This is a genomic window from Stakelama sediminis, assembly GCF_014199335.1.
GTDB classification, from domain to species: Bacteria; Pseudomonadota; Alphaproteobacteria; order Sphingomonadales; family Sphingomonadaceae; genus Sphingomonas; species Sphingomonas sediminis.
Genome location: NZ_JACIJI010000001.1, coordinates 24,169 through 41,326, shown reverse-complemented (window position 1 = coordinate 41,326; position 17,158 = coordinate 24,169). Strand labels below are relative to the sequence as shown.

At 60.9% G+C, this 17,158-nt stretch carries 28 protein-coding genes; 17 read left to right on the top strand and 11 right to left on the bottom strand.

Annotated features, from left to right (window positions below):
- Window positions 1-167: 167 nt before the first annotated feature.
- The 9 genes from pspA to FHR23_RS00200 are packed head-to-tail and all read left to right on the top strand — an operon-like array spanning window position 168 to window position 3,467.
- Window positions 168-839 (top strand): phage shock protein PspA, encoded by a 672-nt coding sequence (gene pspA, locus FHR23_RS00240; RefSeq protein WP_184000951.1) that lies wholly within the window; start codon window positions 168-170, stop codon window positions 837-839.
- 1 nt (window position 840) lies between these two features.
- On the top strand, window positions 841-1,116 hold the full coding sequence (pspB, locus tag FHR23_RS00235) for an envelope stress response membrane protein PspB (protein WP_184000950.1): 276 nt from the start codon (window positions 841-843) through the stop codon (window positions 1,114-1,116).
- Window position 1,117: 1 nt separating this feature from the next.
- Window positions 1,118-1,498, top strand: coding sequence for an envelope stress response membrane protein PspC (pspC, locus tag FHR23_RS00230; protein ID WP_184000949.1), 381 nt, complete (start codon window positions 1,118-1,120; stop codon window positions 1,496-1,498).
- A gap of 25 nt (window positions 1,499-1,523) precedes the next feature.
- The gene (locus tag FHR23_RS00225) at window positions 1,524-1,844 is read left to right on the top strand and encodes a hypothetical protein (RefSeq protein WP_184000948.1); all 321 of its coding nucleotides are present in this window, start codon (window positions 1,524-1,526) and stop codon (window positions 1,842-1,844) included.
- Window positions 1,837-2,166 (top strand): hypothetical protein, encoded by a 330-nt coding sequence (locus tag FHR23_RS00220; RefSeq protein ID WP_184000947.1) that lies wholly within the window; start codon window positions 1,837-1,839, stop codon window positions 2,164-2,166. The genes FHR23_RS00225 and FHR23_RS00220 overlap by 8 nt, the downstream gene beginning before the upstream one ends.
- Before the next feature lie 13 nt (window positions 2,167-2,179).
- Window positions 2,180-2,452: a hypothetical protein gene (locus FHR23_RS00215; RefSeq protein WP_184000946.1), complete on the top strand. Its 273-nt coding sequence runs from the start codon at window positions 2,180-2,182 to the stop codon at window positions 2,450-2,452.
- 31 nt (window positions 2,453-2,483) lie between these two features.
- Complete coding sequence (locus FHR23_RS00210) at window positions 2,484-2,771, top strand: hypothetical protein (protein ID WP_246359635.1); 288 nt, start codon at window positions 2,484-2,486, stop codon at window positions 2,769-2,771.
- 17 nt (window positions 2,772-2,788) lie between these two features.
- Window positions 2,789-3,031, top strand: a complete 243-nt coding sequence (locus FHR23_RS00205) for a hypothetical protein (RefSeq protein WP_184000944.1) — start codon at window positions 2,789-2,791, stop codon at window positions 3,029-3,031.
- A gap of 25 nt (window positions 3,032-3,056) precedes the next feature.
- Window positions 3,057-3,467: a SufE family protein gene (locus tag FHR23_RS00200; protein WP_184000943.1), complete on the top strand. Its 411-nt coding sequence runs from the start codon at window positions 3,057-3,059 to the stop codon at window positions 3,465-3,467.
- Window positions 3,468-3,470: 3 nt separating this feature from the next.
- On the opposite strand, the gene FHR23_RS00195 is transcribed toward FHR23_RS00200, so the two are convergent.
- The 3 genes from FHR23_RS00195 to rimO form a co-directional block, all read right to left on the bottom strand.
- Window positions 3,471-3,785: an NADH-quinone oxidoreductase subunit NuoE family protein gene (locus tag FHR23_RS00195; protein WP_184000941.1), complete on the bottom strand. Its 315-nt coding sequence runs from the start codon at window positions 3,783-3,785 to the stop codon at window positions 3,471-3,473.
- Window positions 3,782-4,318, bottom strand: a complete 537-nt coding sequence (locus FHR23_RS00190) for a J domain-containing protein (protein ID WP_184002083.1) — start codon at window positions 4,316-4,318, stop codon at window positions 3,782-3,784. Before FHR23_RS00190 ends, FHR23_RS00195 begins: the two co-directional genes overlap by 4 nt.
- 82 nt (window positions 4,319-4,400) lie before the next feature.
- The gene (gene rimO / locus FHR23_RS00185) at window positions 4,401-5,735 is read right to left on the bottom strand and encodes a 30S ribosomal protein S12 methylthiotransferase RimO (protein WP_184000939.1); all 1,335 of its coding nucleotides are present in this window, start codon (window positions 5,733-5,735) and stop codon (window positions 4,401-4,403) included.
- 160 nt (window positions 5,736-5,895) lie between these two features.
- Between rimO and FHR23_RS00180 the strand changes: the two genes are divergently transcribed.
- Window positions 5,896-7,122, top strand: a complete 1,227-nt coding sequence (locus FHR23_RS00180) for an MFS transporter (protein ID WP_184000937.1) — start codon at window positions 5,896-5,898, stop codon at window positions 7,120-7,122.
- Window positions 7,123-7,183: 61 nt separating this feature from the next.
- Window positions 7,184-7,360 (top strand): hypothetical protein, encoded by a 177-nt coding sequence (locus tag FHR23_RS00175; protein ID WP_184000935.1) that lies wholly within the window; start codon window positions 7,184-7,186, stop codon window positions 7,358-7,360.
- Here the strand turns inward: FHR23_RS00175 and FHR23_RS00170 are convergent.
- The 4 genes from FHR23_RS00170 to serS are packed head-to-tail and all read right to left on the bottom strand — an operon-like array spanning window position 7,357 to window position 11,511.
- Window positions 7,357-8,382, bottom strand: coding sequence for a potassium channel family protein (locus FHR23_RS00170; RefSeq protein ID WP_184000933.1), 1,026 nt, complete (start codon window positions 8,380-8,382; stop codon window positions 7,357-7,359). The genes FHR23_RS00175 and FHR23_RS00170 overlap by 4 nt on opposite strands.
- Window positions 8,382-9,440: a peptidoglycan DD-metalloendopeptidase family protein gene (locus tag FHR23_RS00165; RefSeq protein WP_184002082.1), complete on the bottom strand. Its 1,059-nt coding sequence runs from the start codon at window positions 9,438-9,440 to the stop codon at window positions 8,382-8,384. Before FHR23_RS00165 ends, FHR23_RS00170 begins: the two co-directional genes overlap by 1 nt.
- Window positions 9,441-9,469: 29 nt before the next feature.
- On the bottom strand, window positions 9,470-10,234 hold the full coding sequence (gene surE, locus FHR23_RS00160; protein WP_184000932.1) for a 5'/3'-nucleotidase SurE: 765 nt from the start codon (window positions 10,232-10,234) through the stop codon (window positions 9,470-9,472).
- Window positions 10,234-11,511, bottom strand: a complete 1,278-nt coding sequence (gene serS / locus FHR23_RS00155; protein WP_184000930.1) for a serine--tRNA ligase — start codon at window positions 11,509-11,511, stop codon at window positions 10,234-10,236. The genes surE and serS overlap by 1 nt, the downstream gene beginning before the upstream one ends.
- A 94-nt stretch (window positions 11,512-11,605) precedes the next feature.
- On the opposite strand from serS, the gene FHR23_RS00150 reads away from it, so the two are divergent.
- Window positions 11,606-12,049 (top strand): host attachment family protein, encoded by a 444-nt coding sequence (locus tag FHR23_RS00150; RefSeq protein WP_184000929.1) that lies wholly within the window; start codon window positions 11,606-11,608, stop codon window positions 12,047-12,049.
- A gap of 72 nt (window positions 12,050-12,121) precedes the next feature.
- On the opposite strand, the gene FHR23_RS16515 is transcribed toward FHR23_RS00150, so the two are convergent.
- On the bottom strand, window positions 12,122-12,358 hold the full coding sequence (locus tag FHR23_RS16515; RefSeq protein ID WP_246359634.1) for a hypothetical protein: 237 nt from the start codon (window positions 12,356-12,358) through the stop codon (window positions 12,122-12,124).
- Window position 12,359: 1 nt separating this feature from the next.
- Between FHR23_RS16515 and FHR23_RS16510 the strand changes: the two genes are divergently transcribed.
- The 3 genes from FHR23_RS16510 to FHR23_RS00135 all read left to right on the top strand — a co-directional run bounded on the left by FHR23_RS16510 (window position 12,360) and on the right by FHR23_RS00135 (window position 14,384).
- On the top strand, window positions 12,360-12,896 hold the full coding sequence (locus FHR23_RS16510) for a hypothetical protein (RefSeq protein ID WP_246359633.1): 537 nt from the start codon (window positions 12,360-12,362) through the stop codon (window positions 12,894-12,896).
- Window positions 12,897-13,460: 564 nt separating this feature from the next.
- Window positions 13,461-13,931, top strand: coding sequence for an RNA polymerase-binding protein DksA (gene dksA, locus FHR23_RS00140; RefSeq protein ID WP_184000926.1), 471 nt, complete (start codon window positions 13,461-13,463; stop codon window positions 13,929-13,931).
- 72 nt (window positions 13,932-14,003) lie between these two features.
- On the top strand, window positions 14,004-14,384 hold the full coding sequence (locus FHR23_RS00135) for a PilZ domain-containing protein (protein ID WP_184000923.1): 381 nt from the start codon (window positions 14,004-14,006) through the stop codon (window positions 14,382-14,384).
- A 126-nt stretch (window positions 14,385-14,510) separates the two neighbouring features.
- Here FHR23_RS00135 and FHR23_RS00130 read toward each other — a convergent pair whose 3' ends face one another.
- Window positions 14,511-14,666: a YdcH family protein gene (locus tag FHR23_RS00130; RefSeq protein ID WP_184000922.1), complete on the bottom strand. Its 156-nt coding sequence runs from the start codon at window positions 14,664-14,666 to the stop codon at window positions 14,511-14,513.
- Between the two features lie 149 nt (window positions 14,667-14,815).
- Here FHR23_RS00130 and FHR23_RS00125 point away from each other — a divergent pair, with 149 nt between their 5' ends.
- Together FHR23_RS00125 and FHR23_RS00120 are read left to right on the top strand one after the other, a co-directional pair.
- Complete coding sequence (locus tag FHR23_RS00125; RefSeq protein ID WP_184000921.1) at window positions 14,816-15,013, top strand: YdcH family protein; 198 nt, start codon at window positions 14,816-14,818, stop codon at window positions 15,011-15,013.
- 91 nt (window positions 15,014-15,104) lie between these two features.
- Window positions 15,105-15,551, top strand: a complete 447-nt coding sequence (locus FHR23_RS00120) for a DUF1465 family protein (RefSeq protein WP_246359632.1) — start codon at window positions 15,105-15,107, stop codon at window positions 15,549-15,551.
- Between the two features lies 1 nt (window position 15,552).
- Here the strand turns inward: FHR23_RS00120 and FHR23_RS00115 are convergent, their stop codons facing one another.
- Entirely contained in the window at window positions 15,553-16,512 is a 960-nt protein-coding gene (locus FHR23_RS00115) for an NAD(P)H-dependent flavin oxidoreductase (protein ID WP_184000919.1), read from the bottom strand.
- A gap of 68 nt (window positions 16,513-16,580) precedes the next feature.
- Window positions 16,581-17,105: a gamma carbonic anhydrase family protein gene (locus FHR23_RS00110; protein WP_184000918.1), complete on the bottom strand. Its 525-nt coding sequence runs from the start codon at window positions 17,103-17,105 to the stop codon at window positions 16,581-16,583.
- Between the last annotated feature and the right edge of the window lie 53 nt (window positions 17,106-17,158).

The following is a 17,158-nucleotide window of genomic DNA, read 5'->3' as shown; positions in this document are numbered from 1 at the left end:
CAAGTGCTATTTGTTGGGGACGGTGTGAATCTATATTAAGCCATTGAATATAATGAACATATCAATTCTGGCACGCAATCTGCTTAGATCAAAGTGCTTAGTAACAATGTCCGAGGCCGCTTTCCCGCTGCGCCGGATTACAAAGGTACACGAAGGAGTATTCAACGATGGGCATTTTCTCGCGAACCCGCGACATTATCGCCGCCAATGTTACCGATCTGCTCGACAAGGCGGAAGATCCCGCAAAGATGATCCGCATGATCATCCTCGAAATGGAGGAAACGCTGGTCGAGGTCCGCGCATCCGCAGCACGCACGATCGCCGATCAGAAGGAAATGCGTCGCCATATCGCCAAGCTGGAAAAGCTTCAGGAAAGCTGGACCGAAAAGGCCGAGCTGGCGCTTTCCAAGGATCGCGAGGATCTGGCCAAGGCTGCGCTGGTCGAAAAGCAGAAGGCAGCCGACATGGCCGGCCAGCTTCGTGAGGAAATCACGGTGCTCGACGATGCGCTGAAAAACTCGGAAGAGGATATCACCAAGCTTCAGAACAAGCTGCGTGAAGCGCGTGCGCGCCAGAACTCGATCGTCACCCGGTTGCAATCGGCGAACAACCGCACCCGGATGCGCGAAGCCTATGCCGGGGAGCGCACCAATGACGCCTTTGCCCGCTTCGATATGCTCGAACGCCGGGTCGATATGGCCGAAGGCCGTGCCGATGCCGCCGGAATGGGCGGACAGTCGCCCAAGACGCTGGAAGAGGAAATCGCCGAGCTGAAATCCTCTGAAAAGGTCGAAGCGGAGCTTGAAGCGCTGAAGGCGCGTATCGCTAAGGAGGGTTGAAATGCTGGATGACTTCATCCCTTTTCTGGCGATCACCTGCATCTTTATCGGGATGCCGTGGATCATTCTCCACTACGTTACGAAGTGGAAGCAGCAGACACCCGGCCTGACCGGCGAGGACGAAAACCTGCTTGATGATCTCCACATGACCGCACGTCGCCTTGAAGAACGGCTTCAGACGATCGAACGCATCGTTGCCGCCGACAACCCCGATTTCCGGCCGCGCCCGACCGAACCGTCCAGCGCATCCGATATCGATTATTCCCGGAGAAACTGACATGTCCGCCAGCCGCACCAAATTCTATCTCGATAAGCAGAATGCGAAATGGTCGGGCGTCTGTGCAGGCATTGCCGACTATGCCGGGGTCGATGTCATGTGGGTCCGTATCGGGGCCATCATCCTGACGCTCGCCGGAGGCTTTCCCTGGACCGTGATCGCTTATTTCCTGATTGCCTGGATGGCGCAGAAAAAGCCGATCGGTCTCTATCAGACACCGGAAGATGCGAAGTTCTGGCAGGGCGTGCGATCGAACCCGAAACGGTCGACCAGCGAGGTCCGCTCGAAATTCCGCGACATCGATCGCCGACTGGCGGATATCGAGATGTTCTATACCAGCCGCAACACCCGGCTCGCCAATGAGATCGACAGCCTGCGCTGATTGATCCGATCCAAGGAGAGTTGAAATGCAGTATAGTTGGTTGGTTCCGGTACTGATCGTCGCGGTGGTCATGGCCAGCAAGGCGTTCTCCACCTGGGTTCGCGTCAAGCACGGGTATGACCCGAATGATTGCCGCAGCGGCCGTAACAGCCGCGGTTCTCTGGAAAGCGAACGCAAGGTCGAATTGCTGTCGGCGGAAAATGAACGCCTGACCGGGCAGGTCCATCGGCTGGAGGAGCGGATCGCGGTGCTGGAGCGCATCGCCACCGATCCGGCCGAACGCACCGCCCGAGAGATTGAGGCACTGCGCGAACCGCGTACCTACAGGGAGAGCTATCATGGCTGAAGTCTATATCCTTCCCAACCTGCCATGGATCATCGGTGCGGGGCTCGCGATCGGCGCGCTCGGGATTATCGGCTGGATCTTCACTACCTGGCTGCGCGTCAAGAACGGCTATCCGCTCGATGGCGCCTGGGGGCAGGCGATCTATCCGAAGCGCAATGACGAGGCGATGGAGCGCATCAAGCTGCTGAGTCAGGAAAATGCGCAACTGCGTGCCGAGGTCGGCTCGGTCAAGGACCGGCTTGCCAATATCGAACGCATCGTGACCGACAGCAGCCATATGCTCGATCAGGAGATCGAGAAGCTGCGCGGCCGCACGAATTGAGGGAGACGTTGCGATGAGTCAGGGCTTCATACTGGGCTTTTTCATGATCGTGGTTGGAATTCCCGTGATTGCGGGCATCGCGTCGGGAATGTTCAACCGCTGGCTGAAGCACAAGGAACGCATGGCCGAGGCACTGAACGCCCAGACGGCGGAAAAGTCGGCGCAATATGCCGCCCAGACCGAACGGCTGGAACAGCGCGTTCGCGTTCTTGAACGCATCGTCACCAACAAGGGCATCGACGTTGCGGATGAAATCGAACGGCTGCGCGATCAGCCGCTGAACTGAATAAAAACCTGCCAAGGGGAGTACGATAATAATGGGCCTGTTCGACAATCCTTTCAGTATGGTGGTCGCCATCGTTCTGATCGTGACGATCGGTCGCGTGATGCGGTCCCGCAACGGAGAATATCGTGGACGCCGTGATCGCGCCGATGAGTTCGATCCCGCCGATCAACAAGCCGCTGCCGAGGCCGCCCGCCTTCGTGACGAGGTGCGCACGCTTAAAGAGCGCGTACAGGTGCTGGAGCGCGTAATTACCGACAACCACCGCAGTTCCGATCTCGAAGCCGAGATTGAACGCCTGCGGAACAAGAACAACGTTTGAACGAGGGAACCGAGACCATGAACGATCCCGAATTCTATATGCTGGCCGTTTTCGCTGCACTGACCGGGCTTGCCATGATCACCATGGCGGCCCTGACCGGATGGCGGGGCTGGCTGAACCTGAAACAGCAGGAACTGGAACTGACGGGTGAGCGCCGGCATCAGCCGGAACCCAATTCGGCCGGTGCACGGATCGAGATTGCCGATCTGAAAGAACGCATCCGCAAGCTGGAAGCGATCGCCGCCGGGGTGGACCTTTGAGGTTCACCCCTGTAGCGGGCGGTGCATGCCGACACTTGCCGATATTCAGGACGAATATGAATTTCTCGATGGCGACGATCGCTATCGCCTGCTGATCGACCTGGGACGCGATCTGGAGCCGATGCCCGACGCGCTGAAGACCGATGCGACGCTGGTGCGGGGATGTTCGGCATCCGTCTGGGTCTATCCCACCCATCCCGATAACGGCACGCTGCATTTTCTGGCCGACAGCAATGCCGCGATCACCAAGGGGATTATCGCGCTGGTGCTACTGAGCGTGCAGGACAAGACCGCCGATGAAATTCTGGAAACCGATATCGAAGGGGCGCTGGCGCCGTTCGACCTGAAAAACCAGCTCAGTTCGAACCGGACCCAGGGAATTCCCAACATGATCGCACTGATCCGCGAAACCGCGAAGCGCTACGCCGGAGGCTGATCGTCAGCCCCGATGCGGTTCGATCAGGCCGAGTTCGCGGGCTACTTCATCCACATCGGCGCCTTTGGGCACCAGGTTCCACATGCCGCTGTCGGTGCCGTTGACCACCGTCACCGCATTTTTGGGACAAACGCCCAGGCACTTCACCTCGACAATACCGAGCGGGCTCTTGCGGCCCTTTTTGATGCCGAGTTGCTTGCGCAGCGCCTTTGCCAGCGGAGTCTTGCCCTTCGGCCCGAACCCGCCGCCCAGTTTTTTCGAGCATTTGGCGCAGACCAGAACCGCATGGGACCAGTCGGAGCGGACGTGGCGTTTCAATCGGGCTTCCACTGGCGGCGATCTTCGGCCGCTTTCAGCACGTCATAGGCGGCCTGGATCGCGTGGAAGCGCTTGGCAGCCTCGGCATCGTCGGGTTTGACGTCCGGGTGATTTTCCTTCGCCAGCCGTCGCCACGCCACGCGAACCGTTTCGAAATCGGCATCCGCTTCCAGTTCGAGCACGTCGAGCGCGCGCATTTCATCGCTTGAGCGGCTGCCGTCACCCGGCCCGGCCCAGCCATAATGGGCGGAATCGGCATAGCCATTGGCTTCGCGTCGTTCCTGCGCTTCGCGGCGCTTGGCCTCTTCCTCGTCCAGTCCTTCGAAATAATTCCAGTTGCGGTTGTATTCGGCCGCGTGTTTCTCGCAGAAATACCAGCGTTCCGGGCTGTTGGGCGATTTCGGTGCGGGGCAGTTTCCCGGTTCTTCACAGCCATGCCGGTCGCACAGGCGCACCTTCTGCGCCTCACGCCCCGCCTCATAGCCGCGCCAGCGGGGAAAACCCCAGTCATTGGATCGGGAAGCTCGTACCATCAGGCTTGCGAAATAGGACGAATGCGCGCTGTGGCCAAGGGACGGGCGGCAATAATTTCGCAAATGCAGCAGATTGCCGGGATCACGATGCGACAGGCACCCCGAACAGATCGTGTTCGTCCGCATCTTCTATCGTGACGCGCACAATATCGCCCTCGGTGAGATGACTTGCATCGCGCAGCAAAACTTGTCCGTCGATTTCCGGCGCATCTGCGGAGGAGCGGCCGTTGGCGCCGCCTTCCTGATCCACCTCGTCGATAATGACGTCGAGCGTGCGGCCGATCCTGGCCTGTAACTTGGCGGCCGAGATGGCGGCGGTGCGCTCCATCAGGCGCGCATAGCGTTCTTCCTTGACCGCTTCCGGCACCGCACCCGGCAGATCGTTGGCGGCAGCCCCCTCGACAGGTTCGAAACGGAACGCGCCGACACGGTCGAGCTGCGCTTCTTCCAGCCAGTCCATCAGATATTCGAAATCGTCTTCCGTCTCGCCGGGGAACCCGACGACGAAGGTCGAGCGGATGGCGATGTCAGGGCAGATTTCGCGCCAGTTTTTCAGGCGCTCCAGCACCTTTGCTTCGTTCGCGGGGCGTTTCATTGCCTTCAGCACATTGCGGCTGGCATGTTGAAACGGAATGTCGAGATAGGGCAGCACCAGTCCTTCGGCCATCAGCGGAATGACCTGATCGACATGGGGATAGGGGTAGACATAGTGGAGCCGCACCCATGGCGCGATTTTGCCCAGCTCGCGGGCCAGATCGGTCATGTGCGGCACGACCTCTTCGCCCTTCCACATCCGCGGTTCCTTGCGAATGTCGATGCCATAGGCGCTGGTATCCTGACTGATGACCAGCAATTCCTTCGTGCCTGCCGCGACCAGCTTTTCCGCCTCGCGCAGGATCGCGTCGGGGCGGCGGCTGACGAGATCGCCGCGTAAGGACGGGATGATGCAGAAAGCGCAGCGGTGGTTGCAGCCTTCGGAAATCTTCAGATAGCTATAGTGGCGCGGCGTCAGTTTCAGCCCGCTGTCGGGGACGAGGTTCAGATAGGCGCTGGGCGGCATCGGCGCGGCGGTGTGTACGGCGCCGACCACCTCTTCATATTGATGTGCGCCGGTGATCGCGAGCACGTCCGGGAAACGCGCGCGGATCATCTCGGCTTCCTTGCCCATGCAGCCGGTGACGATGACGCGGCCGTTTTCGGAAATCGCCTCGCCGATCGCCTCCAGACTTTCCTCCTTGGCGCTGTCGAGGAAGCCGCAGGTATTGACCAGCACGACATCCGCACCGGCATAATCGCCCGAAAGCTGATAGCCGTCGGAACGCAATTTGGTCAGGATACGCTCGCTATCGACCAGATTCTTGGGACAGCCGAGCGAGACCATGCCCACTTTGGGGCTTTCGGGAAGTTTGGTTGCCATGCGTGGGCGCGCTCATAGCGATTTTCCATGAAAATGCCAGAGCGAAGGGAAGGCGGCCCTGTTGCCTGTTGCCGGATTGCGGCTATGTCCGGGCGCATGGATGTATGGACAGGCTTGATGGGGAGCGCTCGATGATGGCTTTGGCGGTGATTTCCAAATCATGAGAAAAGCCTGGCTGGCCTTTGCCATCGCATCCGGCTTTTTCCTGTTCGAATTCGTCACGCGCGTTGAGCCGAGTCTGGATGCGCAGGCGATCGGTAGTTTCTTTCACCTGTCGAATTCGGGCTTCGGGACATTGTCCAGCCTGTTCTTCTGGGTCTATGCGCCGATGCAGATCATCGTCGGCCTGTTGCTGGACCGCTTTGGCGCGCGTCGCTTCCTGTTGCTGGGCAGCTTTTGCTGCGCCGCCGGCACGCTGATGTTCGCGGCAACGAACCTTGTCGGGGTAGCAGGCGCGGGCAGGATGCTGACGGGTTTCGGCGCGTCCTTTGCTTTTGTCGGCGCGCTCTGGCTGGTCAACCACTGGTTCGCGCCGGAGCGGTTCGCACTGCTTTCCGGCGGGGTCAACGCGGTCGGCATGATCGGCGTGGCCGCAGGCGCCGTGGGCCTGTCCGATGCAGTGACCGACTTCGGCTGGCGGCCGGTCTTTCTTGTCACCGGCGCAGCGGGGCTGCTGCTGGTGCTGCTCATTTATTTCTTCCTGCACGAACCCGCGTCACCGGCGGCGGCAGCGCAGACCGGTCCTGTCGAGCATGTGCGGGACAGTTTGAAGACAGTGCTGGGCGACGGGCGCGTCTGGGCGCTCTCGTTGGTCGGGCTGCTCTATTACATGCCGGTCAACGTCTATGGAGGACTGTGGGGGACGACCGAGCTGGTCAGGAACCATCATTTTACAACCGTTGCGGCCGAAACCGATGTTTCGATGATCTTCTGGGGCATGGCTTTGGGCAGCGTTGCGGGGGGATGGTTTTCCGACCGGATCGGGCATCGCAAATATCTGGTGCTGGGCGGAGCGGTGCTGACGACATGCGCCTATGGAGCGGCGCTCTATCTGCCCGCTTCGGCACTGGGGGAGGGTGTTTTACTGCTCGCCGCGGGATTTTTCGGCGGGTTCCAGATGCTGACCTTCGCCATGGCCAAGGAAGGGCAGGACAACCGGGTGGTCGGTACCGTCGTCGCCTTCGTCAACATGGTCGGTATTGCCGGTGCGCTGATCTTCCAGCCGCTGGTCGGATATCTTGCCGACCGGCTGGGCGGCAATTTCGAACTGGCGCTGATGACCGTTCCCGCCTGCACGGCCGCGGCTGCATTGATTGTGTTGTTCGTGCCCAAATATCGCCATCCGCATCATATGCCGGGCGCAAGGAGAGGAAGCCCGGCCGTCTGAAACGCGGCGAGGGAGGATAAAGGGCTGGCCAAACCCGTCCTGCATTCCCTATCTGCGATTCATGCTTGCACTTGGGTGTATCTTTCCGGTGGCCTTCTTCATCGGCGGCGCGCTGCTGGGTGCGGCGCTGGGCGGCAATAGCGGGTCGATCTGGGGGGCAATCGCCGGACTCGTGCTGGGGCTTGCCGTTCCGGCGGTAATGTTCCGGGCGCTGATTGCGGCGCGTAAAAAGCGTTAAGGCTTGTCGCCGTTCCGCCGGACGATTTCGACGATCGTGTCCTCTGCTTTCAGCGCTGCGCATTCCGGATCGCAAAAGGCATAGGGGTTGCCGTCGCGATAGATTCGAACACCAAGCCCGGTGGTGATCGCGCTCAGCGGCCTGCCGATTTCATCCGCATGAACCTGTCGTTCGGTCAGGGAGATGCGGCCTCGTACGGAGGCAAGGTCCATCATATAGTCGGTGAGATGCTGGTTGCCGGATGACCCCGCAAGCAGCAGCCCGGCAAAGCTGACCGGATTGATGACGGTGGTGGCGCCTGCCGCGCGTGCGGGCAGTTCATTGTCCTCCGCCCGCACGATCACGCTGATCGGCAGGTTGGCCGACAGGTGCCGTGCGGTCAGCGTGATGAGGATCGAGGTGTCGTCGCGTCCCGCCGCGACGATCATCGAGGCTGCCCGGTCGAGCTTCACATCCTCCAGCGTCGCATCGCGGGTCGCGTCGCCCTGAAGCACGTTGCAGCCCAGCGCTTCGGCCCGCGCCAGCGCTTCGGCGTTGTTTTCGATGACGACGATATCGCGCGGGCGGGTGCCGCGCGCGATCAGCTCGTCGACGGCTTCCGATCCGGTCGTGCCGAACCCGGCGACGACGATATGATCGTGCAGATTACGCTGGATGAGCGCCATGCGCCACTTCTCCCAGGTGCGTTTTAGAACGAAATTATAGGCGGTGCCAAGGAACAGCAGCACCACGAAAATGCGGATCGGCGTGACCACCAGCGCGTCGAACATGCGTGCCCGTTCGCTGACCGGCGCGATGTCGCCATAGCCGGTCGTGGTGATCGAGATCATCGTGAAATAGATGACGTCGAGAAAGCTGACATTGCCGTCATAGCTGTCGCGCAGCCCGGCGCGGTCGAACCAGTGGACGCCGATGGCAATGCCCAGCAGTGCCATCACTCCCGCCACGCGCCAGCCGATTGCCAGCCAAAGCGGCAGGCCCGACTTGCGCTTGAGCGCGGAGGACAGGCGTGGTTGCGGCATCAGCCCTGCGGCAATTTGCTGACCGGATTGACCGGATCGCGGCCCTTGCGGATTTCGAAATGCAGTTCCGGGTTGTCGGCAAGTCCGGTGTCGCCGGAGCGCGCAATCACCTGGCCCTGTTTCACCGACTGGCCGCGCTGCACCAGAATCCGGCTGACATGGCCGTAAACCGTTGCGTAATTATCGCCGTGCTTCAGGATCACCACCCCGCCCAGCGACGGCACCTGATCGCCGACATAGACGACGACGCCGCTGGCCGATGCTTCGACCGGCGTGTTGAGCGGTACGCCGATGGTGATCCCGTCATTGCGATTGCCCGGCTTACCCGGTCCATAGCCTTGCAGAATCTTCCCGCGTACCGGCCAGATAAAGTCGCCGCGCATATGGGCGGGTGGTCGCACCGGCGTGGTGGCCGGCAGAACGCGCGTTGGCGAGGCGGTGGGCTTCGCTGGTTTTTCATGCGGGGCCGCAGCCGGTTCGCCCCCGGTCACGATGTCTTCGATGTCGAGGTTGAAGGCCGCTGCTCGCTCGGCCACCGTCATCGGTTTGTTGCCGGGGATCAGGATGCGCTGCCCGGTACGCAGCGTATAGGGCGGCTCCAGATCGTTGGCCGCGATGATCTGATCCCAGGGCACGCCATAGGCACGCGCAATGGCGATGCCGGTTTCGCCCGCATGGACGCGGTGATAGCGTCCGCCGGGAATGGTCAGATGCTGTCCGACATAGATGGTGTAGGGCGCATGCAGGTTGTTCGCCCGCGCAATTGCTTCAGACCCTGCACCGGTCTTGTTGGCGATACGGCGCAGGCTGTCGCCGCTTTCTACGGTATAGATGGAGCTTGGTACCTGTACCGCATCGGCAGTTACGGGCCGCGCTTCCCATGCGGGCGGCGGCGCGGGCAGGGTGGAAACCCGATCGCTGGCCGGTGCAGGCTGCCGCGAAGGTTGGGGTGCCGGTCGTGAATAGGGGGCATAGCGCGGCGCACCCGCCGGAATGCATCCGCTCAGCAGTATTGACGCCATGACGCCAATGGCGCTGACACTCCCCGATTTCCTCATCATGCCCCCTTCATGCCCCCCGGCAGATTTCAGCGATAGATTTCCGACAGCATAGCGAGCGATTTCCGATGCGTCAGGTCAAGATGCAACGGGGTCACCGAAATATATCCGGCGTCGATCGCTTCCAGGTCGGTGGCGTGCGCGGGCGTGTGGGGAACCCGGCCGATTGCCATCCAGTAATAGTTGAAACCGCGCGGATCGGTGCGCTTGTCGATTTTCAACCGCCCGTAATCGCGCATCCCCTGCGACACGACACGCACTCCCTTTACGGCATCGGGCGCGATCGGCGGAAAGTTGATATTGACCAGCATGTGCGGTTCGAACGGCTGATCGAGCAGTGGTGCGACGACCTTTGCCCCCCATGCTTCCGCTGCGTCGAAGGGCACGCGTTCGCCCATGCCCTGTTCGGCGTAGCACTGGCTGAGTGCGATCGAGCGGATGCCTGCGAACGCACCTTCCATCGCGCCTGCGACGGTGCCCGAATAGCTTACATCTTCCCCAAGATTGGCACCGCGATTGACGCCGGAGAGGATCAGGTCGGGCGGATTGTCCTTCATCAGATTGGCGAGCGCCATCATCACCGCATCGGTGGGGGTGCCGCTGACCGCAAAACGCTGCTCGCCCAGTTTGCGCAGCCGTACCGGTTGCGACAGCGTCAGCGAGCGGCTCTTGCCCGACTGCTCGTCGGCAGGCGCGACGATGGTGACATCATCGGAGAACTGCCGCGCGATGCGTTCGAGCACCTCCATCCCGCGCGCACGGATACCGTCGTCATTGGTCAGCAATATCCGCATTACGCAGGCTCCAGCACGTCCATGCCGCGCAGATAGGGGCGCAGTGCTTCCGGCACCACGACCGACCCGTCCGCGCGCTGGTAATTCTCCAGTACGGCAACCAGCGTCCGCCCGACCGCGAGGCCGGAGCCGTTGAGTGTATGGACAAAGCTGGTCGATTTTTCGCCCTCGGGACGGAAGCGGGTGTTCATCCGGCGTGCCTGAAAATCGGTGCAGGTGGAACAGCTCGAAATCTCGCGATAGCGGTCCTGCCCGGGCAGCCAGACCTCCAGGTCATAGGTGCGCGCGGCGGAGAAACCCATATCGCCGGTGCACAGCTTCATCCGGCGAAAGGGCAGGCCCAGCTTCGTCAGAATCGCCTCGGCACAGCCGGTCATGCGTTCATGTTCGTCGTCGGACGCCTCTGGCGTCGTGATCGACACCATTTCGACCTTTTCGAACTGATGCTGGCGGATATAACCGCGCGTATCGCGTCCGGCAGCCCCCGCTTCGGAGCGAAAGCACGGCGTCAGTGCGGTAAAACGCAGCGGCAGCGCATCGGCGGGCAGGATCTGCTTCGCGACGATATTGGTCAGGCTGACCTCTGCGGTCGGGATCAGCCAGCGGTCGTCGGTGGTGCGGAACAGATCTTCAGCGAATTTGGGAAGCTGACCGGTGCCGAACAGCGCCTCATCACGCACCAGCAGCGGCGGTACCACTTCCTCATAGCCGAATTCTTCCGTCAGCGTGTCGAGCATGAACTGGCCGAGCGCGCGGTGCAGCTTCGCCACCGGACCGCGTACCAGCGTGAAGCGCGCACCCGACATCGCCGCACCGGTGTCGAAGTCGAGGCCGAGGGCCGGGCCGATGGCGTCATGCGCTTTCGCCTCAAAATCGAATACGGGCGGCTCGCCATGTGTTGCGACCAGTGCGTTTTCGTCCTCGTCCGCGCCCTCCGGCACGTCTGCGGCGGGGAGGTTGGGGATGCCCGCCAGTTCGGCATTCAGCGCTCCGGAAATCTCGCGCTCCTGCGCTTCCATCGCGGGCAGCTTTTCCTTCAGCGCAGCGACTTCCGCCATCAGCGCGCCGGCGGTTTCTTCATCCCTTTGCGCTTTGGCGGCGCCGATCGCTTTCGACGCTTCGTTGCGGCGCGCCTGTCCCGTCTGCAACTCGGTGACGAGCGCGCGACGCTTTTCGTCAAGCGCGATCAGGTCGGCGGCGCGCGGCTCCAGCCCGCGACGGGCGAGGGCGGCGTCAAACTGGTCGGGATTGTCCCGGATGGTGCGGATATCGTGCATGGGCGAAGGCTATGGCCGTACGCGCCGCGCGGCGCAACCCGGCGCGTGGTGAGACGTTGGTGGGTCAGCAACTGCAACGATAAGGAGATACAGGATGCAGGTTCCTCACGACGCCTTTGTGGTGGTGGCCGATGGTCGCAAGATGCTGTTCTTTCGCAACGATGGCGATACGGAACATCTCAACCTGATCGTCGAACGCGTGCGCGAACAGGATAATCCGGCCGACCGCGAACAATCGACGGATGCGCCGGGAACGACCTTTTCCAGCGTCGGCAATGGTCGCAGCAGTTATGAGGAGACCGATTTTCATCAACTGGAAGAGGACAGGTTCGCGGCGGAAACCGCCGACCTGCTGAAGAAGCGGGCTCTGCGCAACGATTTCGACTCACTGATCGTGGTTGCGCCACCCCGGACGCTGGGCGAATTGCGCAAACATTATCACAAGGAAGTCGCATCGCGACTGCGTGGGGAAATCGACAAGGATCTGACCGGCCATCCGATCGTCGATATCGAAAAGGCGCTGGTCGCCGCCAACTGACTGACGCGTTGACAAAAAAACCGCCGCCCGATCGTTCGGACGGCGGTTTTCCCGTTTTTGCATCGGGAAGGTTCAGGTCGTTGCTTCGGTCTTTTTCTTGCGGGTAAAGCGTTTGCGTCCGACCAGCGCTGCCGCCGCTGCACCGAACAGCAGAACCATCGGCGGGGCAGGAACCGGCTGCGGCGGGCCGCCGCTCGACCCGCTGGGCGGCGGGCGGTGATGATGACCGCCGCTGCTCGAATGCCAGCCGCCGCTCGATCCCCAGCCGTTGCTCGACGAAGACGTGCTGGACGAGGTCGATGAGGACACGTTGCCGCTCGACGAAGATGAGGTGGACGAAGACGTCGAAGATGAGGTGGAACTCGAACTCGAACTGGACACATTACCGCTCGAGCTTGAGGTCGAGGATACGTTACCGCTCGACGATGATGTAGATGAGCCGCCTGACGAAGACGTTGAAGAGACGTTGCCGCTCGACGAGGAGGTGGAGGAGCCGCCGCTGGATGTGGAAGTCGATCCGCCGCTGCTGCTCGATGTCGAGGAAATCACTACGCTGCCGGAACTGCCGCCGCCGCCGAAAAAGCCGCCTGCGAAGAATCCGCCGCCAAAGCCGCCGAATCCGCCCGAACCGCCTACCAGCAGCGGTGCGCTGCCGCCGCCCGAGCTGGATACGACGGGCATGGGTGCTGGCGGCAGGGGAACCGGTGTGCCCTGGCTGGTGACGGTGATAACCGTGGGTTTGCACGCAGTCTTGGTTTCAACCTGGCGCACGACGTTCTTGGCCATCAGCTTCTTGCGCATAAGCTTGCGCTTATATGCATATTTCTCAGGATATTTGGTTGGATAGATACCCGGCGAATCGACATCGGCGCTGTGTGTGATGCCAACCTTCTTCACCGCTACGGGGCGCCCGCCATTTTCGATGGCGTGAACTGCGCCCCCTCCGATGATGGCACCGCCGCAAGCGCAGGCAGCAAGTTTTGCCACAGCCATTCGTACCGACATGTCCAACACTTTCCTGTTTATGTATTCATCGGATCATCTGACCGATCGTTGATCTGATGCCTCTTATGCAGAAGGGCAAAAGAAACTATTAAGCGCAAGCGGGTTAACCAACTCTTCAGCATTATTTCACTGGTATTCGGCCAAGGCAAAAGGCGAGTTATGGTTAATGTCCATTAATGGGACATGTTTCAGGTAATATAGTTAATGACTTTGCCTTTGCTGCTACACGAATTGCGAATCCCGTATCGTGAGTCATTCGCTGAAATCCCTCTGATCCAGTAGGAATTACGCAGCGGGTTAGGGTATTTCCCAGCTTGTTTAAGTGTATCGGCGGCCCTATAGGGCGCGTTGGGCAGAAGGCGATCCCGACCGGATGTCTCCGGTAGGGTTCGGAGTGGAGAGTGGGATGGCGACCGTATTGCAATCGCAGGAATTAAACGGGAAACCTGGTTTGAGCGCTGCTAATGACGCGGTGTCGGACGGTTATCGGCCCAGCGCCGAAGAGCCGTTCATGAATGAACGCCAACTGGAGTATTTTCGCAAGAAGCTGCTCGACTGGAAAGAAGCGATCCACCGTGAGGCGAAGGGTACGCTTTCCCAACTTCAGTCGGAGCCGTTGCGCGAAGCCGATCTGACCGATCGTGCGTCCAGCGAAACCGACTGGTCGATCGAATTGCGCACACGAGATCGTCAACGCAAGCTGATTTCCAAGATCGACGCCGCTTTGCGTCGGATCGAGGAGGGGGAATATGGCTATTGCGAAGTGACGGGCGATCCGATTTCGCTTGAGCGTCTGGAAGCGCGCCCGATCGCAACCATGACGGTCGAAGCGCAGGAACGCCATGAGCGCAACGAAAAGGTTTCGCGCGACGATTGAGCGTTTTTTAACGTTTTGGATAGGGGATTTTGATCTATCGGTTGAAACAGTATTTCGTACGGATTTCGGCTGATGGGTCAATTTAGCGCAGATGATGGGAAGGGCGATGCCGGTGCCCGGCATGAAGGCCGGGACAGCCTGTTTCTGTCGGCGACCTTCCGTTGCGATGACCTGAAGCAAAGGGGCGGCGATAGCGGCGGTGCGCAGGTACGTGTGCGCAACCTGTCGGCCGGTGGCGTCATGGTTGAGCTGGGACGCGCGCTCGATCGCGGCACGGCCGTCGAGATCGATATACGGGGAATTGGCTGGGTATCGGGTACGGTCGCATGGTCGACCGATGGCCGGATCGGAATAGCCTTTGCTCGCGAGATCGATCCGAGAAAGGCGCGAAAACCGGTCGGTCAAGGCACGCACACACCCAGCTATGCCAAGGCGATTATCAGACCAAGATAGTCGATGAGAACCCGATAGAGGGCTTAAAAATTACGAAATTACGGCGCATTGGCGCACCATATTGTGCCGATATGAAGCCCGGGGCCGACGAAAGGCCGTCCCCCGGGCGAATGTCATCGAACCTCGCTACAAGGTCGCAAGCTCTTCTTTCAGACGCAGCTTTCGGCGCTTGAGTTCAGCGATAAGCAAATGATCGGGACGGGGGCGATGCGCCTCGTCAGCGATCCGCCGGTCAAGACCGGCGTGCTTATGCTCAAGGGACGAACGATGCGTGTTCTGCATGAAGAGTCCTCCTTCTGCGCTTGAGTCGGACAGAGAGTAAATCATGCTTCGCGCGGCTTGTCGCGGGCATAAAAGGATGCAAACGATAATCCGTGCAGTTTTTTCGTTGATGCCGGTTCGCCATCCGGTGTCGGAGGATCGGGGGGCGGATGGACGAAGCGGTAATCAGGGCGAATATCGAACAATTGCGCGTCGCCCATCGCGATCTGGACGCGGCGATTGATGCGCTGTTGCTTCAAGGGGGAGCCGATCAGCTTCGGCTGGCGCGGATGAAGCGCCAGAAACTGCGGATTCGCGATGAAATCGTGATATTGGAGGATCAGCTCTTTCCGGACATCATCGCCTGACCGACCCGGAATGAAACAGCGCGACGAGCCGTTGAAATTTCCGGTTCCCGACGCCTCCCGCTTCTGGCATCCAGTATCGATGAACCACGTTATGCCCGCCCGGATCCATCACCATCTCATCGATACGCTATATGTCGAGGCGATGCTGCTCGCCGATGAGGCGCGGGGGTATTTCGATGCGGTCGGCAAGTCGGAACGCGATGGTCTGGACGCATTGCGCCGTGTTTCCTTTTCCTGCGAGTCGCTGAAGGTAACGACGCGGCTGATGCATATCATCGCCTGGTTGCTGACCCAGCGCGCGGTGATGACCGGCGAACTGGAGCCGCGCGACGCGCTCGATCCGTCGCGACGTCTGGGCACGGCACCCGAAAGCGATATGGAAGTGGTGCATGCGATGCCGGAGACCGCGCAGCAGCTCATTCATTCAAGCATGGATCTGCACCGCCGCGTTGCACGGCTCGATCAGGCGCAGGCGGGCGAGGTTGCGGTGGAAAGCCCCGCGCGCACCATGCTCGCGCGGCTCAACCACGCGCTGTAAGCTATAGCGAAAGACGCTTGCGGGCTTCGGCATATTCCCTGGCCAGTCGGTCGACACGCGCCGTGACGGGTTCGACAGCGTGTACCGCGCCGATCCCCTGACCCGATCCCCAGATATCGCGCCACGCCTTTGCCTTCTGGTCGCCGCCGGAACCGAAATTCATCTTGCTGGGATCGCTTTCGGGCAGATGATCGGGGTCCAGCCCCGCTGCCTCGATCGACTGGCGCAGATAATTGCCGTGAATGCCGGTAAACAGGTTGGTATAGACGATGTCGGAGGCATGGCCCGCCACAATCCCCTGTTTATAGGCGTCGGAGGCGTTCGCTTCGGTCGTCGCGATAAACGGTGATCCGATATAAGCGAGGTCGGCCCCCATCGCCTGCGCCGCCAGTACCGCCCCACCATTGGCAATCGAGCCGCTCAGCACGATCGGGCCGTCGAACCAGGCGCGTACCTCCTGCGTCAGCGCAAAGGGGCTTAACCGTCCGGCATGGCCGCCCGCGCCGGCACAAACGAGGATCAGGCCGTCGGCACCTTTTTCTACCGCCTTGTGCGCGAACCGGTCGTCGATGACGTCATGCAGGGTGATGCCGCCCCAGCCTTGCACCGCGCCGTTTACCTCCTCACGCGCGCCAAGCGAGGTGATGACGATGGGCACCTTCCATTTGGCGCAGGTCGCCATATCCTCCTCCAGCCGCGCGTTCGATCGATGGACGATCTGATTGACGGCAAAAGGCGCGGAAGGGCGGTCGGGATTTTCACGATCCCAAGCCGCCAGCGCTTCGGTGATCTGATGCAGCCATTCGTCGAGCTGGCTTTGCGGGCGCGCGTTGAGCGCTGGAAAGCTGCCGACAATACCTGCCTTGCACTGGGCGATGACCAGTTCGGGCACCGAGATGATGAACAGGGGCGAGCCGATGACGGGAAGCCGCAGACGATCGAAAAGCGCAGGTAAAGCCATGCCTGTTTTCTACTCGGTCCGTGCTGCTTGTCGAATCCCTTACGGCATGGCGGCGCATCCGGTGCGTTTCAATCGATTCGTATCAGGCCGGTCGCAAATTTCGCCGCTTTCTCCACATAATGTGCCGCGGACCAGCGCAACCCGGCAAGACTGGCATCGTCAAGCTTTCGGATTGCACGCGCCGGGCTGCCGAGGATCAGGCTGCCCGGTTCGAATGTCTTGCCCTCCGTCACCAGTGCGCCTGCACCGACGATACAGTCATCGGGAATGACGGCATGGTTCAGGATGGTTGCACCCATGCCGACCAGCACCCGGTTGCCCAGCGTGCAGCCGTGCAGGATCGCCTTGTGCCCGATGGTGCAGTCCTCTCCGATGGTCAGCGGTGCATCGGCATCCGAATGGCCGACGGCACCGTCCTGAAAATTCGACCGCGCACCGATCCGCATCGGCGTGTTGTCGCCGCGGATGATTGCGCCGAACCACACACTGGCCTGCTCTGCCAGCCGCACATCGCCGATCAGATCGGCGGTGGGTGCCGCCCACGCTCCCTCGGCCAGACTGGGTCGTTTCCCGTCGATTTCATACCGCGCCATGATAGTCCTCCCGCGCGTCCTTGTTGCGCAGGCGGCACCACCGGGCAAGTGCG

Excerpts from the sequence above, each read along its gene's own strand:
- surE (WP_184000932.1), bottom strand. The coding sequence starts at position 10,234 with ATGCGGATATTGCTGACCAATGACGACGGTATCCGTGCGCGCGGGATG.
- FHR23_RS00210 (WP_246359635.1), top strand. The coding sequence starts at position 2,484 with ATGGGCCTGTTCGACAATCCTTTCAGTATGGTGGTCGCCATCGTTCTG.
- FHR23_RS00120 (WP_246359632.1), top strand. The coding sequence starts at position 15,105 with ATGCCCGCCCGGATCCATCACCATCTCATCGATACGCTATATGTCGAG.
- FHR23_RS00115 (WP_184000919.1), bottom strand. The coding sequence starts at position 16,512 with ATGGCTTTACCTGCGCTTTTCGATCGTCTGCGGCTTCCCGTCATCGGC.
- FHR23_RS00130 (WP_184000922.1), bottom strand. The coding sequence starts at position 14,666 with ATGCAGAACACGCATCGTTCGTCCCTTGAGCATAAGCACGCCGGTCTT.
- FHR23_RS00150 (WP_184000929.1), top strand. The coding sequence starts at position 11,606 with ATGCAGGTTCCTCACGACGCCTTTGTGGTGGTGGCCGATGGTCGCAAG.
- FHR23_RS00180 (WP_184000937.1), top strand. The coding sequence starts at position 5,896 with ATGAGAAAAGCCTGGCTGGCCTTTGCCATCGCATCCGGCTTTTTCCTG.
- FHR23_RS00175 (WP_184000935.1), top strand. The coding sequence starts at position 7,184 with ATGCTTGCACTTGGGTGTATCTTTCCGGTGGCCTTCTTCATCGGCGGC.
- FHR23_RS00135 (WP_184000923.1), top strand. The coding sequence starts at position 14,004 with ATGGGTCAATTTAGCGCAGATGATGGGAAGGGCGATGCCGGTGCCCGG.
- FHR23_RS00215 (WP_184000946.1), top strand. The coding sequence starts at position 2,180 with ATGAGTCAGGGCTTCATACTGGGCTTTTTCATGATCGTGGTTGGAATT.
- FHR23_RS00170 (WP_184000933.1), bottom strand. The coding sequence starts at position 8,382 with ATGCCGCAACCACGCCTGTCCTCCGCGCTCAAGCGCAAGTCGGGCCTG.
- FHR23_RS00110 (WP_184000918.1), bottom strand. The coding sequence starts at position 17,105 with ATGGCGCGGTATGAAATCGACGGGAAACGACCCAGTCTGGCCGAGGGA.
- rimO (WP_184000939.1), bottom strand. The coding sequence starts at position 5,735 with ATGGCAACCAAACTTCCCGAAAGCCCCAAAGTGGGCATGGTCTCGCTC.
- pspB (WP_184000950.1), top strand. The coding sequence starts at position 841 with ATGCTGGATGACTTCATCCCTTTTCTGGCGATCACCTGCATCTTTATC.
- pspC (WP_184000949.1), top strand. The coding sequence starts at position 1,118 with ATGTCCGCCAGCCGCACCAAATTCTATCTCGATAAGCAGAATGCGAAA.
- dksA (WP_184000926.1), top strand. The coding sequence starts at position 13,461 with ATGGCGACCGTATTGCAATCGCAGGAATTAAACGGGAAACCTGGTTTG.
- pspA (WP_184000951.1), top strand. The coding sequence starts at position 168 with ATGGGCATTTTCTCGCGAACCCGCGACATTATCGCCGCCAATGTTACC.
- FHR23_RS00220 (WP_184000947.1), top strand. The coding sequence starts at position 1,837 with ATGGCTGAAGTCTATATCCTTCCCAACCTGCCATGGATCATCGGTGCG.
- FHR23_RS00190 (WP_184002083.1), bottom strand. The coding sequence starts at position 4,318 with ATGGTACGAGCTTCCCGATCCAATGACTGGGGTTTTCCCCGCTGGCGC.
- FHR23_RS00125 (WP_184000921.1), top strand. The coding sequence starts at position 14,816 with ATGGACGAAGCGGTAATCAGGGCGAATATCGAACAATTGCGCGTCGCC.
- FHR23_RS00200 (WP_184000943.1), top strand. The coding sequence starts at position 3,057 with ATGCCGACACTTGCCGATATTCAGGACGAATATGAATTTCTCGATGGC.
- serS (WP_184000930.1), bottom strand. The coding sequence starts at position 11,511 with ATGCACGATATCCGCACCATCCGGGACAATCCCGACCAGTTTGACGCC.
- FHR23_RS00205 (WP_184000944.1), top strand. The coding sequence starts at position 2,789 with ATGAACGATCCCGAATTCTATATGCTGGCCGTTTTCGCTGCACTGACC.
- FHR23_RS00165 (WP_184002082.1), bottom strand. The coding sequence starts at position 9,440 with ATGAGGAAATCGGGGAGTGTCAGCGCCATTGGCGTCATGGCGTCAATA.
- FHR23_RS00225 (WP_184000948.1), top strand. The coding sequence starts at position 1,524 with ATGCAGTATAGTTGGTTGGTTCCGGTACTGATCGTCGCGGTGGTCATG.